The following is a 14941-nucleotide window of genomic DNA, read 5'->3' as shown; positions in this document are numbered from 1 at the left end:
TTCTATCTGCCCAAAACTCCGCGCCACGCGGGCCAATTACAATAGAGGGAGATTTTTGATGAACTTGGTCACTTCGCTTTCCGCAGTCGCTCAACGCCTGACCCTGGCGTGTGCCATTGCGAGCATCGCCGTATCCGCACACGCAGCTACAACCCTCGACTCTCTCAAAGAGCAGGGCAGTGTTCGGATTGGCTATGCCAACGAAACGCCTTTCGCCTATACCGGAACCGATGGAAAAGTCACGGGCGAGTCGCCTGAAATCGCCACCGCGATTTTCAAGCAGTTGGGGATCAAGGACGTCAATGGTGTACTCACCGAATGGGGATCGCTGATTCCTGGCCTGCGAGCTGGTCGTTTCGATGCTATCGCAGCCGGCATGTACATCACTCCAGCCCGCTGCAAGCAGGTCTTGTTCACCGACCCTCACTACCAGCTCCCTGACGCGCTCCTGGTGCCGAAAGGCAATCCCAAGAAGCTGTTCAGCTACGAAGATGTCGCAAAGAACCCAGAGGTGAAGCTGGCCATTATGGCGGGCACCGTGGAGCTCCAGTACGCCCGTGACTCTGGCGTGAAAGACGAACAAATCCTCCAGGTTCCAGATACCACGGCTCAGCTGCAGGCAGTTCGTGCCAAGCGGGCAGATGCTGCTGTAGGCACACAGCTCACGATGAAAGGGCTCGCGGCCAAAGGCGGTGATTCGGTAGAGGCCATGACCGACTTCAAAGATGACCCTTCCCATATCGGCTACGGTGCCTTGGCCTTCAGACCGGAAGACAAGGAGCTTCGTGACCAGGTCAATGCCCAGCTCAAGAAATGGCTCGGTAGTGAAGAACACCTGAAAACAGTGGCGCCATTCGGATTCGACAAGAGCAACCTCACTACGAAAACAGCTGCGGAGCTCTGCGGGCAGTAACCCTGCATCCAAATCGGCGCGTCAAATCCACTGCCGCGCCTTTGGCTGATTTAACGTGAGGTAGAGTCAAATGGCAGATTTACTACCACTTATGCTCCAGGGCGCATGGGTTACCCTGCAGGTCACCTTCTTCGGATCTCTCCTGGCCATCGTTGCAGCGACCCTGGCGGCACTCGGCAAAATGTCGACATGGAGGCCGCTGCGCTGGTTTTGCGTCGTCTACATTGAGATATTCCGGGGTACGTCGCTGCTCGTTCAGCTGTTCTGGCTTTTCTTCGTCCTTCCGCTTCCTCCATTCAACCTCGAGCTTAGCCCCTATACCGTCGCAATCGTTGGCCTTGGGCTACATATCGGCGCTTATGGTGCAGAGATAATGCGCGGCGCGATTAATTCGGTAGCTAAAGGTCAATATGAAGCTTGCACAGCACTTAACTTTGGCCCATTCACACGCTTTCGTCGCATCATCTTTCCGCAAGCCCTGCTCGCAGCGATGGGGCCTGGAACTAATCTGCTGATCGAGCTGTTGAAAAACACATCCCTTGTTTCCCTTATAACGCTTGCAGATTTGAGCTTCAGGGCGCGCCAACTCGATCAGGCTACATTTGAGACTCTCAAGGTCTTCGCCCTTGCGCTGCTCATGTACTTCGTAATGGCCCAAGCGATTAACTTGGCAATGCGGCGTTTAGAGCGACATCTGGCCCGTGGTCGTGTCCAAGGGAGCCTGTGATGAATTTCTTCGACTGGAACTATGCAATACAGCTCTTGCCCGAATTGTTCCGGGCAGCTCTTAACACAATCGGCGTCACATTGCTGGGTTTTGCAATCGCTATCGTTCTTGGGCTGTTCCTCGCCATTGGCAGACGCAGCGCAAGAATATGGATCTCTTGGCCAATAGGTGGGGTGATCGAATTTATCCGCAGTACACCTTTACTGATCCAAGTTTATTTTCTTTATTATGTTCTGCCTAACTACGGCGTTAGCCTGACAGCAATGCAAGTAGGCGTGCTAGGCATTGGTCTACACTACGCCTGCTATCTGGCAGAGGTATATCGAAGCGGACTCGATTCGGTTCCACGAGGGCAATGGGAGGCAGTGACAGCACTCAACATGAGTCCTTCGCTTGCCTATCGAAACATCATTTTACCCCAAGCTCTTCGCCCGATTTTACCACCGGTTGGCAACTACCTGGTTGCGATGCTGAAAGATACACCTGTGCTTTCAGCTATCACTGTCGTTGAGATCATGCAGCAAGCAAAGAACATCGGCTCTGAGACATTCCGATATCTTGAGCCCATCACCATGGTAGGCGTGTTCTTCCTTGTTCTGAGTATTGTTCTAGCTTATATGGTACGCCGCGTTGAAGCGCGCTTGGAGCAAAAATAATGACCACTTCTCCTGTTTCCACCATTCAGATAGCTCCAAGCGAAATTTTGACAGGTGTCAGTTCAGGTGCAACTTCGTCACCGGCCATTGACAAGCCCATGGTTAGCTTCCGAAACGTAACCAAGCGATATGGCAACTTCACTGTCTTGGACGGCCTGGAACTGGATGTTTCGGCAGGCGAAAAAGTCGCCATCATTGGCCCCAGCGGGTCAGGTAAGTCGACGCTGCTCCGAGTGCTGATGACCCTTGAGGGAATCGATGAGGGAAGCATCCTGGTCGAAGGCGAGTCGCTGACTCACATGCAAGGAAGGAATGGAAAGCTGGTTCCAGCCGACGCGAAGCACGTGCGTGCTGTCCGGGGCAAAATAGGAATGGTATTCCAAGGGTTCAACCTCTTTCCCCACCGTACTGCGCTGGAAAACGTCACTGAGGCCCCCGTCCATGTCCTGGGTGTAAAACCAGCTGAAGCCAGGGATCGCGCCGTGCAGTTGCTTGAAATGGTTGGACTGGGCGCCAAGCTCGATCATTACCCTTCGCAACTGTCTGGTGGCCAGCAGCAGCGGGTCGCGATAGCACGGGCCCTAGCCATGAGACCAAAGGTCATGCTTTTCGACGAGGTCACCTCGGCGCTCGACCCGGAACTCTGCGGTGAAGTCCTTAACGTCATCCGTCGACTTGGAAGCGAGCATAAGCTGACCATGCTTATGGTTACTCACCAAATGGGCTTTGCTCGGGAGTTTGCGGATCGCGTTTGCTTCTTCTACAAGGGTCGAATTCATGAACAAGGTGCTCCAGGCCAACTGTTCGAGAACCCCCAGGAAGAGCGTACCCGCAGTTTTCTGAGCGCCGTTAGAGAAGCAAATTAAGAATTTCTGCTGGCTCTTCAGGAGTAGCCCTCCTGAAGAGCCAAGAGGTGCTAAGCATCATCAATTGGAAGTGTGAATCCGGCCTTTACCCGATCCATCACGACCATTGTTTTGAAACTCTTGATGTCATTGTTTTCGTAGAAGAACCTTCGGGTGAAGTTCTCGTAGTCCTCCATATCCTTTGAGGTTACGAGGAGTACAAAGTCAGCATCACCCGTGACATAGGATCCGCTCATGACCTCAGGGGTATTTTTAATGGCCTGCTTGAACTTATCGATAATGTCTGAGCGCTCTCGTTCCAAAGTGACCAGCACCAGCATGGTGACATGTCTTCCAACCGCTTTAGGGTTGATGATGGAGACGTCGCTCTCGATGACCCCTTCGCTGCGCAGGCGCTTAAGCCTGCGCTGGCAGGCCGTGGAAGATAAACCGACCAAATCACCAAGCTCTTCAGAGGTGAGCCTGTTGTTGACTTGCAAGGCACTTAAAATTCGTAAGTCAATCCTATCAAGCTCCATGAGTTTCTCACCCCTACTAATACTTGATGAAAATGAGTCAGTTGCGTTAGCTGAGTGTACATCAGATACGTCAGCCAACAAAGCTAAATGCCAATGCGAGTAGTGCACCACCCCTACGCACTGGTTACACCTGTTGGGTCGAGTCATAGCCGCTGCGCTGAGCCTTAGCCTACTTGAACGACAAACAAATAAGGAATATGCAATGAAACCTAGTCCCATCAAGCCAACTATCGACTTCGACCAACAAGGGGTGTCGCACGGGTTCTTGAAGCTGCCTTACTCACGTGATGACTCTGCGTGGGGCGCGATCATGATTCCTATCACCGTCATGAAAAACGGGATCGGCCCGACTGTGCTCCTCACTGGCGGCAATCATGGCGACGAGTATGAAGGCCCGATTGCACTCACCAAGCTGGCTAATCAATTGGACATTGAGACAGTCAGAGGGCGAATCATTATTTTGCCCTTCATGAACTATCCTGCTTTTAAAAACGCCTCCAGAACCTCTCCGATTGATCGCGGGAACCTGAATCGTACCTTCCCAGGTAAGGCTGACGGGACAGTTACGGAAAAAATTGCTGACTATATCCAGCGACACTTGCTGCCATTGGCGGATTACGTCCTTGATATCCACTCTGGCGGCAAGACTCTGGATTTCATTCCATTTGCCGCTGTTCATATTCTGCCGGACAAGCTGCAGCAGCAGAAAGGCGAACGCGCAATGGATGCTTTCGCGGCACCTTACAGCATGAAAATGCTGGAGATCGATAGCGTGGGCATGTTTGATACGGCTGTCGAAGAAGCTGGCAAAATTTTTGTTACAACCGAGCTTGGTGGTGGGGGCACGGCTAGCGCCACCACTATTCAAATTGCAGAGCGTGGGGTACGAAACTTCCTGATTCATGCAGGCGCGGTTATGGGTGATCTTGATATTGCTCAGGACAGCATCTTCCTGGATATGCCTGACGACAATTGCTTCATTGCGAGCGAGCATGCCGGGCTCATTGAATACTGCTTCAATCTGGGCGATCAGGTCTCCAAAGGCGATGTGATTGCTCGAGTGTACGACGTCACAAGAACAGGTGTGGCACCTACCGAATACAAGGCCCAACGTGACGGCCTCCTTGCCTGCCGTCACTTCCCGGGGCTCGTGCAGTGCGGTGACACAATCGCAGTTCTGGCTGAGAAAATTTCTTAAACATTTGCCCCTCCAACAAGGCTGCCAAGTGCAGCCTTTTTTGTTTTTCTACACAGAATTGGTTTTGTTCCAACCGTTTTATATGCACCTACAGACCTGAAATCGCATCTCTGAGAAATGACGCAGGAAAGCTGCGCGAATGTGAAAACATCACAGCATTACTGCGCGCACGGGTTGGAATACTCACATTTCCAGCGCCAAGCCAGACATAGAATGATCCTCGTCGAACATCAGCTTTATCTCTTCGAGGCATATAAAAATGAAAGATCTTGCGCCCTCCGCCCTCAATAAGCTTCGTCGTAATGACCTGCTTGAAACTCGGGCCTACATTGATGGGCGCTGGGTTACTGGCGAGGGCTCGCTCGACGTCACTGATCCAGCTAATGACCAGGTGATCGCGCAGGTAGCCCATTGCGACGAGTCCTGGGTAGATCTGGCCGTCGAAGCCGCTTCGCGTGCCTTCGATGGTTGGCGGAACACCTTGCCGGCACAGCGCGGTGCAGTCCTTCGTAAATGGGCAGCACTGATGCGTGAGAACCAAGAAGACTTGGCGATCATCATGACCTGCGAGCAAGGTAAGCCGCTCAGCGAATCACGCGGAGAGATCAATTACGGCGCGAACTTTGTCGAGTGGTTTGCGGCAGAGGGTGAGCGTTGCTACGGCGAGACAATTCCAAGCCATCTCCCGAACAGCCAGTTGGTCACTAAGCTGCAGCCGATTGGTGTAACCGTGGCCATCACGCCCTGGAACTTCCCCAGCGCCATGATCACCCGCAAGGCTGCTGCTGCACTGGCGGCTGGATGCCCGATGATCGTCAAGCCGGCGCCTGAAACTCCGCTGTCTGCCCTGGCTCTAGCACGGTTGGCTGAAGAGGCTGGTATTCCTGCTGGTGTGTTCCAGGTGCTGACCGGGGATGCACCGAAGATGTCGGCTCGTCTCTTGGCCGCCTCCGCAGTCCGTGCGTTCAGTTTCACCGGTTCCACAGAGGTTGGTCGGATTCTGCTGCGTCAGTCTGCGGATACGGTCAAGAAAGTATCCCTTGAACTGGGTGGCCATGCTCCGTTCATTGTGTTCGACGATGCCTCGATTGCTGAAGCTGTCGAAGGCTGCATTGGCGCCAAGTTCGCAACCTCAGGTCAAGATTGCCTGGGCGCGAATCGCATCTATGTGCATCGCAACATCTACGGTCAATTCGTAGAGGAATTCACCAAGGCCACCGAGAAGTTACGCGTTGGCCATGGCCTTGAAGAGGGCGTCGATATCGGCCCAATGACTAGGGTAACGGTTGCCAACAAGTGCCGAGAGCAGATTTCGAATGCTCTCTCGCTGGGTGCAAAACTCACCTGCGGCGGTATCGACAATCACTTGGGTAGCAGCTTCGTCCTTCCGACTGTTCTGGCTGACGTCACGGACAAAATGGACATCGCTTTCGAAGAGACCTTCGGCCCCGTGGCGGCAATCCTGCCCTTCGATTCCGAAGATGAAGTAGTGACCAGGGCCAACAACACCGAGTTCGGCCTCGCTGCCTACGTGTACACCAACGACCTTCGTCGTGCCTGCCGAGTATCTGACCGACTCGAGTACGGCATGGTCGCACTCAACACTCCGAAGTTCACCGGCGCACCAATCCCGTTTGGCGGCTGGAAGCAATCGGGCTTGGGCCGTGAAGGCTCGAAGCACGGTTTGGCTGAGTACATGGAACTGAAATACGTCTGCATCGGCGGTCTGTAAAAATCACAAGAGGATTGAAAAATGGATAAGCAAAAGCAAGATTTGATCTCCCAACAAGATCGCGGTGCAGTGCTCCACCCGTTCACCCAGCTGAAAGACTTTGCCTCTGGCAAGGCAGGTGATCCAACAATCATCGAAACCGCGAAAGGGATCACTATCACTGACGCGACTGGGCGTGAGTACATCGATGGCTTCGCTGGCCTGTACTGCATGAACGTCGGCTATGGCCGTACCGAAGTCGCCGAGGCGATCTCCAAGCAAGCCCACAAGCTGGCGTACTACCACACCTATGCTGCGCACACCACGGAAGAGCTCGCTCGCCTGTCTGACCGCCTGGTGAAGATGGCTCCGGGCAAAATGAGCAAGGTCTTCTACGGCATGTCCGGTTCGGATGCCAACGAGACCCAAGCCAAACTGGTCTGGTACTACAACAACCTGCGCGGTAAGCCGAACAAGAAGAAGATCATTGCTCGTGAGCGCGGCTACCACGGTTGCTCCGTAGTTTCTGGTTCCATGACCGGCATGTCGTTCTACCATGACCACATGGATCTGCCGATTGCAGGCATCCTGCGTACTGGTGCTCCTCACTACTACTGGGGCGCCGAGCCAGGTGAGACTGAGCTGGAATTCTCTGCCCGCCGTGCACGTGAACTCGAAGAGCTCATCCTGCGTGAAGGCCCAGACACCATCGGCGCATTCATTGCTGAGCCTGTGCTCGGAACCGGTGGTATTACCCCTCCGCCAGAAGGCTACTGGGCTGCTGTTCAGCCTGTATTGAAAAAGTACGACATCCTGCTGATCGCTGACGAAGTGATCACCGGCTTTGGCCGTACTGGTGCCATGTTCGGCTGCGACAAGTACGGTATCGAGCCTGATCTGATCACCGTAGCTAAAGGCCTGACTTCTGCCTACGCACCGCTGTCGGCTTCGATTGTTGGTGAGAAGGTGTACAAGGTGATGGAGGAAGGCGCTGATCGCGTTGGTGCCTTCTCCCACGGCTACACCTACTCGGGCCACCCTATCGGTGTCGCGGCAGCAAACGCTGTGCTCGACATCGTCGAGGGTGAGAACATTCCAGCGCACGTCGACAAGGTTGGTCAGTATTTCCAAAAGTCGATGCAGGAGACCTTCTCCTCGCTGCCAATCGTCGGCGAAGTGCGTGGTGTGGGCATGATGGCCGCCATTGAGTTCGTAGCGGATCCGGCCACCAAGAAGCGTTTTGACCCAGCCCTCAAGGTTGGTGCACGGATCTCGAAAGCAGCCCGTGATCGCAACTTGATCGCTCGTGCTATGCCTCACGGTGAAATCCTGGGCTTTGCTCCTCCTCTGGTCACGACCGAACAGGAAGTGGATCGCATCATCAGCATCGCACACGAAGCTGTGCTGAGCGTCCTTGATGAGCTGAAGGTCTGAGCCATCAACGTTGGCAATGATGCCAGCTGAATTACCCTCTTCGTTTTAAGCCCGCCTTCAAGCGGGCTTTTTTTGTTTCAAGGGTATGGGCGGTCGAAAGCGTATTGGAGCTTCTTTGCTCAGGTATGAACACCGTTGGAAGCATCGTGACCACCTCGCTATAGCAGGCCTTCGCGGGTTGGTGAGCAGTGTCAAACCTTCAAAAACCTGCTCCAATCCAAGTCCGGGCTGTTTGTGGCCAATGTCTATGCAGCTAGAGCCCGTGAAGGGCTAACCTGTACACATGGGCTACGTTTGACATGTGGCCGCAAATAGTTCAAAGCTGCCATGCGGGAGACCCTTCGCTTGCCCGCTAGATTGTTAATTCGAACTCCGGGGCTTCAGACTCGTCATGCGCTACGAACAAATCTCGTCTTTGGAAGAATTTCTGTCCCAAGTTGAAAGTAAACTCTTGGATCCCGAGCAGCGGGTTAGCGTGTCGTTCCCTTCCACCTCAACCACCCCTTGGAACTCGGATGCTCTGATTCGCGCCAATCTTTCTACGCTGGAGAGCGTAGCAGGATCCGCAAATGTATACGCCATATTTACCGGCGCAGGCGGTGGGTCAGAAAGCTGTTTTTGATCACAAAAGAATTCGATGGGGATTTTTTAGAGTCAAGCTGGGCGAGAGGCGAACGGTAGTTCACCTTGAAGGGGGAGGTATTGATTTTTACACGAAATAAAAAGCCTAGCTGGGGAGCTAGGCTTTATGGGGAACAGCATCTTAACTAGCGACTACTATGAGTGACCTCAGGCCACTGCAAGATCAATAGTCGTCAGCCGGCTCTTCAATTGCGGACTGGTTGGTAGCTGCTTCAGCTTGAGGCTTCGACATCAGCTTCTCGCGAATCATACCTTCCAGCTTGTCCATGGCAGGCTTGTTTTCCAGCAGCCACTTCATGGTATTGGCCTTACCTTGGCCAATCTTGTTACCTTCGAAGGAGTACCAAGCACCGGACTTCTCAACGAAGTTGTTGGAGACAGCCAGGTCAACGATCTCGCCAGCCTTGCTGATACCCTGACCGTAAACGATCTGGAACTCTGCCTGCCTGAAAGGAGCAGCAACTTTGTTCTTGACCACTTTAACGCGGGTTTCGCTACCAACCACCTCGTCGCCTTCCTTGACCGCGCCAATACGGCGAATGTCCAGACGTACCGAGGCGTAAAACTTCAGGGCGTTACCACCAGTGGTGGTTTCCGGGCTGCCGAACATGACACCGATCTTCATACGGATCTGGTTAATGAAGATACACATAGTGTTGGAGTTCTTCAGGTTACCAGTGATCTTCCGCATCGCCTGAGACATCATTCGGGCGGCAAGGCCAACATGGGAGTCCCCGATCTCGCCTTCAATCTCAGCCTTCGGTACAAGTGCAGCAACGGAGTCGACAACAATAACGTTAACCGCACCCGAACGAGTCAGAATGTCTACGATCTCAAGTGCCTGTTCGCCAGTGTCTGGCTGCGAGCACAGAAGATCATCGATGTTTACGCCGAGTTTGGCGGCGTAGATTGGATCAAGTGCGTGTTCGGCATCGACGAATGCGCAGGTCAAACCTTGACGCTGAGCTTCGGCAATTACAGAAAGAGTCAGGGTAGTTTTACCAGAGGACTCAGGGCCGTAGATTTCAACGATACGACCACGTGGCAGACCACCCACGCCCAGAGCGATGTCCAGACCAAGAGAACCGGTCGAAACAACATCGATGTCCATTGTGCGGTCGGAGCCGAGCCGCATGATGGCACCCTTACCAAACTGCTTCTCGATCTGAGAAAGAGCCATTTCCAACGCTTTGTTTTTTGCCTGATCCATTCTCGCCGACCACTCAAATTAGGATTAATCGAATATTGCTGATTAGCTTAGGGCGTATCCCTTGTGAGGGAAGGGAGACCTCCTAAGTGAACCAAAACTATGCTGCGATTCCGAATACTGCATCCTGCAGACCCACGTGCATGTCACCCATCTCGCCTTCGATCTCGGCCTTCGGTACCAGGGCGGCCACGGAGTCGACGATGATCACGTCAACGGCGTTGGAACGCACCAGCATGTCGGTGATTTCCAGGGCCTGTTCGCCGGTGTCCGGCTGCGAAACCAGCAGGTCGTCGACGTTGACGCCCAGCTTGCCGGCGTACTCCGGGTCGAGGGCGTGTTCGGCGTCGACGAAGGCACAGGTGGCGCCGTTTTTCTGGGCTTCGGCGATGACCGACAGGGTCAGCGTGGTCTTACCCGACGACTCCGGGCCGTAGATCTCGACGATACGGCCTTTTGGCAGGCCGCCGATGCCCAGGGCGATGTCCAGGCCCAGCGAGCCGGTGGAGATGGCAGGGATAGCCTGGCGCTCGTGGTCGCCCATGCGCATGACGGCGCCCTTGCCGAATTGGCGTTCGATCTGACCCAGGGCCGCAGCCAAGGCGCGCTTCTTGTTGTCGTCCATTGAAATCCTCACGTGTTCGACTTGGCCCTGACGGCCGGAATACCTGTATAAGTAGCCAGTATTATTCCACAGGCAGGCGCCCGCGCAAACCCCTGTCGTCGATTTACTCGGCACCAAGCTGTAACAAGCCGTCTAACGCGGCGATCACCGTCTGTCGACGCACCGCCTCGCGGTCGCCGTCGAACTGGCGCCGCTCGCTGAATACATGGTTGCCATCGGCCCAGGCCAGCCACACGGTGCCCACCGGTTTGGCCGGCGAACCACCGTCCGGCCCGGCCACGCCGCTCACCGCCACGGCAAAGCGCGCGCCGCTGGCGGCCTGGGCGCCGCGGACCATGGCTTCGACCACTTCCTGGCTGACCGCGCCAACCTGGCCGAACAACGCTGCGGGCACTCCCAGCTGACGGGTTTTCTGGATGTTGGAATAGGTCACGTACCCAGCCTCGAACCAGGCCGAGCTGCCGGGCACGCGGGTGATGGCCTCGGCGATGCCGCCACCGGTGCAGGATTCGGCGGTGGTCACCTGCGCGTTGAAGCGGCGCAGGTGTTCACCCAGGCGGGTGGCAAGCGTAGTGATCGGGTCCATGTCGGGCTCCTTGGAGGCAGGCTTCTACCCTAGCATCTTGGTGAGGTGGGATGGGCGCCCGCTTCGGTCTCGCACATCACTTGTTCCAGGCCACTACCGGCCACGGCAGGGGCGCCGGGCGGAATATCGCAGGTACAGCCCGCCGGGTAGCCGTGTTAACCTATGCGGCTTGAAAATCCGGTGGGTCTCGGCGTCGCGCATGCAACACAGAACGCCCCAATTTGCCCCACAATATTGAGACCTACTTTGTAAGCCTTTGATGAATAAAGCAATTTCCGATTTTTCCGCACACACCCCAATGATGCAGCAGTACTGGAAGCTGAAGAACCAGCACCCGGACCAGCTGATGTTCTACCGCATGGGCGACTTCTACGAGATCTTCTACGAAGATGCGAAAAAAGCCGCGAAACTGCTGGACATCACCCTGACCGCGCGCGGTCAGTCGGCCGGCCAGTCCATCCCAATGTGCGGGATTCCGTTCCATTCGCTGGAAGGCTACCTGGCCAAGCTGGTCAAGCTCGGCGAATCGGTGGTGATCTGCGAGCAGATTGGCGACCCTGCCACCAGCAAGGGCCCGGTGGAACGTCAGGTTGTGCGCATCATCACCCCGGGTACGGTCAGCGACGAGGCCCTGCTCGACGAGCGTCGCGACAACCTGATTGCCGCGCTGCTCGGGGACGAGCGCCTGTTCGGCCTGGCCGTACTGGACATCACCAGTGGCAACTTCAGCGTGCAGGAGATCAAGGGCTGGGAAAACCTGCTGGCCGAGCTCGAGCGCCTCAACCCGGTCGAGCTGTTGATCCCCGACGACTGGCCGCGCGACCTGCCGGCCGAGAAACGACCGGGCGCCCGTCGCCGTGCGCCATGGGACTTCGACCGCGACTCGGCGCGCAAGGCCCTGTGCCAGCAGTTCGCGACCAAGGACCTCAAGGGCTTTGGCTGCGACAAGCTGACCCTGGCCATCGGTGCCGCCGGTTGCCTGCTGATCTATGCCAAGGAAACCCAGCGCACCGCCCTGCCACACCTGCGCAGCCTGCGCCACGAACGCCTGGACGACACGGTCATTCTCGACGGTGCCAGCCGCCGCAACCTGGAGCTGGACATCAACCTGGCCGGCGGCCGAGACAACACCCTGCAGTCGGTGATCGACCGCTGCCAGACCGCCATGGCCAGCCGTTTGCTGAGCCGCTGGTTGAACCGCCCGTTGCGCGATCTCAAGGTGCTGCAGGCGCGCCAGGACTCGATCCGCTGCCTGCTCGACGGCTACCGCTTCGAGAAGCTGCAGCCGCAGCTCAAGGAAATTGGCGATATCGAGCGGATTCTCGCCCGTATCGGCCTGCGCAATGCCCGCCCACGCGATCTGGCACGCCTGCGCGATGCACTTGGGGCGCTGCCCGAGTTGCAGAATGCCATGGCCGAGCTGGAGGCACCGCACCTGGCGCGTCTGGCCGCCATTACCGGCACCTATCCCGAACTGGCTAGCCTGCTGGAGCGGGCGATCATAGACAACCCGCCGGCGGTGATCCGCGATGGCGGCGTGCTCAAGGCCGGCTATGACAACGAACTGGACGAGTTGCTGGCGATCAGCGAAAACGCCGGCCAATTCCTGATCGATCTGGAAGCGCGGGAAAAGGCCCGTACTGGCCTTGCCAACCTCAAGGTCGGCTACAACCGGGTGCACGGCTACTTCATCGAACTACCGACCAAGCAGGCCGAGCAGGCCCCGGGTGACTACATCCGCCGTCAGACCCTAAAGGGCGCCGAGCGCTTCATCACCCCGGAGCTGAAGGCGTTCGAGGACAAGGCACTGTCGGCCAAGAGCCGCGCCCTGGCACGCGAGAAGATGCTCTACGATGCCCTGCTGGAAACCCTGATCAGCCACCTGGCACCGCTGCAGGACAGCGCCGCCGCCCTGGCCGAACTGGACGTGCTCAGCAACCTGGCCGAACGAGCACTGAACCTCGACCTGAACTGCCCACGCTTCGTAGACGAGCCGTGCCTGCGCATCGAGCAGGGCCGTCACCCAGTGGTGGAACAGGTACTGACCACACCCTTCGTGGCCAACGACCTGGGCTTGGACAACAGCACGCGCATGCTGATCATCACCGGCCCGAACATGGGCGGTAAGTCCACCTACATGCGCCAGACCGCCCTGATCGTGCTGCTGGCGCATATCGGCAGCTTCGTGCCGGCTGCCAGCTGCGAGCTGTCGCTGGTCGACCGCATCTTCACCCGCATCGGCTCCAGCGACGACCTGGCCGGTGGCCGCTCGACCTTCATGGTCGAGATGAGCGAAACCGCCAACATCCTGCACAACGCCACCGACCGCAGCCTGGTGCTGATGGATGAAGTGGGCCGCGGCACCAGTACCTTCGACGGCCTGTCGCTGGCCTGGGCCGCCGCAGAGCGCCTGGCCCAGCTGCGCGCCTACACGCTGTTCGCCACGCACTACTTCGAACTCACCGTGCTGCCGGAAAGCGAGCCACTGGTGGCCAACGTGCACCTGAACGCCACCGAACACAACGAACGCATCGTATTCCTGCACCACGTGCTGCCTGGTCCTGCCAGCCAGAGCTACGGTCTGGCCGTGGCGCAGCTGGCCGGCGTGCCGACGGCCGTCATCCAGCGTGCCCGTGAACACTTGGCGAGGCTGGAAACCACCAGCCTGCCGCATGAACAACCCACGGCCCAAAAGGCCAAGGACGTGCCACAGGTCCCGCACCAGAGCGACCTGTTCGCCAGCCTGCCACACCCGGCCATAGAGAAGCTGGGCAAGCTGCAGCTGGACGAAATGACACCGCGTCAAGCTATCGAAATGCTATATCAACTAAAGAACCTGTTATAACGGCGCCCACTACAAGCTGGTAGAATCCGCCGCGGTTTGCTGGTGCTGCAGGTTATTAGCCTGGCCTGCAGCCACATACCCGTAAACCGCGCGGCCCTGAGAGGAAGGGCCGCCGCCGTCGCCTGAGGAGAGAATTAGAAATGACCTTCGTCGTCACCGACAACTGCATCAAATGCAAATACACCGACTGCGTGGAAGTCTGTCCGGTGGACTGCTTCTACGAAGGCCCGAACTTCCTGGTCATCCACCCGGACGAGTGCATCGACTGTGCCCTGTGCGAGCCGGAATGCCCAGCGCAAGCCATCTTCTCGGAAGACGAAGTGCCTGCGGGCATGGAAAACTTCATCGAGCTGAACGCCGAACTGGCGGAAATCTGGCCGAACATCACCGAGCGTAAGGACGCCCTGCCGGACGCTGAGGAATGGGATGGCAAGACTGGCAAGATTGCCGATCTGGAGCGCTGATAGCGTCCGGACACTAAAAAGGCCCTTTGGGGCCTTTTTTGTTTTCTGCGGGCAAAAAAAGGGGCGGTTTGACCCGCCCACATTTTTTCCGTAGTCCCTGTTTGTCCCAAACATCATCCTGATGAAATCGCGTCTTGCGATGTCCCTGGCTTTCCTCCTGAAAGCCTGTGCATGTCCCTGTGCACAGTTCGAATACTAGCGACTTGAGCCTGGCCGGCAACCGCGAAACCTCACAGGGTGTTGCAGGTGACACATCTCCTCACAGCTGAATAAGTCCGGATTTTCAATGAGTTGGGAAAACGCAGGATCTGGATACGACAATGATTTACTGAAGCGTGCATAAAAGGCTTACAGAACAAGTAAGCAAAGGCTTACACGCGATGTTATTGGGGTAGCGCAGTACATAATGTCTTGGGGCTGCTTTGCAGCCCTTTCGCGACACAAGGCCGCTCCCACAGGATAGTGGTGCATTCAAAGGCGATGAAATACCTGTGGGAGCGGCCTTGTGTCGCGAAAGGGGCGCAAAGCGCCCCCGCAATTTTGAATGGG

At 56.5% G+C, this 14941-nt stretch carries 12 protein-coding genes and 1 pseudogene; 9 read left to right on the top strand and 4 right to left on the bottom strand.

Annotation, left to right across the window (positions count from 1 at the left end):
- Positions 1–58: 58 nt before the first annotated feature.
- The 4 genes from ehuB to ehuA all read left to right on the top strand — a co-directional run bounded on the left by ehuB (position 59) and on the right by ehuA (position 3162).
- On the top strand, positions 59–913 hold the full coding sequence (ehuB, locus tag KDB76_RS06755) for an ectoine/hydroxyectoine ABC transporter substrate-binding protein EhuB (RefSeq protein ID WP_049870801.1): 855 nt from the start codon (positions 59–61) through the stop codon (positions 911–913).
- Between the two features lie 70 nt (positions 914–983).
- Complete coding sequence (ehuC, locus tag KDB76_RS06750; protein ID WP_038408838.1) at positions 984–1640, top strand: ectoine/hydroxyectoine ABC transporter permease subunit EhuC; 657 nt, start codon at positions 984–986, stop codon at positions 1638–1640.
- Positions 1640–2296: an ectoine/hydroxyectoine ABC transporter permease subunit EhuD gene (gene ehuD, locus KDB76_RS06745; RefSeq protein ID WP_038408836.1), complete on the top strand. Its 657-nt coding sequence runs from the start codon at positions 1640–1642 to the stop codon at positions 2294–2296. Before ehuC ends, ehuD begins: the two co-directional genes overlap by 1 nt.
- A 98-nt stretch (positions 2297–2394) precedes the next feature.
- On the top strand, positions 2395–3162 hold the full coding sequence (gene ehuA, locus KDB76_RS06740) for an ectoine/hydroxyectoine ABC transporter ATP-binding protein EhuA (RefSeq protein ID WP_038408834.1): 768 nt from the start codon (positions 2395–2397) through the stop codon (positions 3160–3162).
- A 50-nt stretch (positions 3163–3212) separates the two neighbouring features.
- Here the strand turns inward: ehuA and KDB76_RS06735 are convergent, their stop codons facing one another.
- On the bottom strand, positions 3213–3680 hold the full coding sequence (locus KDB76_RS06735) for an Lrp/AsnC family transcriptional regulator (protein WP_038408833.1): 468 nt from the start codon (positions 3678–3680) through the stop codon (positions 3213–3215).
- Positions 3681–3882: 202 nt separating this feature from the next.
- On the opposite strand from KDB76_RS06735, the gene doeB reads away from it, so the two are divergent.
- The 3 genes from doeB to KDB76_RS06720 all read left to right on the top strand — a co-directional run bounded on the left by doeB (position 3883) and on the right by KDB76_RS06720 (position 8023).
- On the top strand, positions 3883–4878 hold the full coding sequence (doeB, locus tag KDB76_RS06730) for a N(2)-acetyl-L-2,4-diaminobutanoate deacetylase DoeB (protein ID WP_038408831.1): 996 nt from the start codon (positions 3883–3885) through the stop codon (positions 4876–4878).
- A gap of 259 nt (positions 4879–5137) precedes the next feature.
- Positions 5138–6610 carry an NAD-dependent succinate-semialdehyde dehydrogenase gene (locus KDB76_RS06725; protein WP_038408829.1) on the top strand — a complete coding sequence of 491 codons (1473 nt, stop codon included), beginning with the start codon at positions 5138–5140 and terminating at the stop codon, positions 6608–6610.
- A 21-nt stretch (positions 6611–6631) separates the two neighbouring features.
- Positions 6632–8023: an aspartate aminotransferase family protein gene (locus KDB76_RS06720; RefSeq protein WP_010955129.1), complete on the top strand. Its 1392-nt coding sequence runs from the start codon at positions 6632–6634 to the stop codon at positions 8021–8023.
- Positions 8024–8828: 805 nt separating this feature from the next.
- Here KDB76_RS06720 and recA read toward each other — a convergent pair.
- The 3 genes and pseudogenes from recA to KDB76_RS06705 form a co-directional block, all read right to left on the bottom strand.
- Positions 8829–9875 (bottom strand): recombinase RecA, encoded by a 1047-nt coding sequence (recA, locus tag KDB76_RS06715; RefSeq protein ID WP_038408827.1) that lies wholly within the window; start codon positions 9873–9875, stop codon positions 8829–8831.
- A gap of 124 nt (positions 9876–9999) precedes the next feature.
- Positions 10000–10497: pseudogene (locus KDB76_RS06710) on the bottom strand (ATPase domain-containing protein); the annotation flags it as partial.
- Between the two features lie 103 nt (positions 10498–10600).
- Positions 10601–11083: a CinA family protein gene (locus KDB76_RS06705; RefSeq protein WP_013971338.1), complete on the bottom strand. Its 483-nt coding sequence runs from the start codon at positions 11081–11083 to the stop codon at positions 10601–10603.
- A 271-nt stretch (positions 11084–11354) separates the two neighbouring features.
- Here KDB76_RS06705 and mutS point away from each other — a divergent pair, with 271 nt between their 5' ends.
- Positions 11355–13928, top strand: coding sequence for a DNA mismatch repair protein MutS (gene mutS, locus KDB76_RS06700; protein ID WP_024086401.1), 2574 nt, complete (start codon positions 11355–11357; stop codon positions 13926–13928).
- A gap of 140 nt (positions 13929–14068) precedes the next feature.
- Positions 14069–14392, top strand: coding sequence for a ferredoxin FdxA (gene fdxA / locus KDB76_RS06695; RefSeq protein WP_004375459.1), 324 nt, complete (start codon positions 14069–14071; stop codon positions 14390–14392).
- Positions 14393–14941 lie beyond the last annotated feature (549 nt).

The organism is Pseudomonas sp. JS425 (assembly GCF_018223845.1).
GTDB lineage: Bacteria > Pseudomonadota > Gammaproteobacteria > Pseudomonadales > Pseudomonadaceae > Aquipseudomonas > Aquipseudomonas asiatica.
This window is presented reverse-complemented; position numbering and strand designations above follow the sequence as displayed.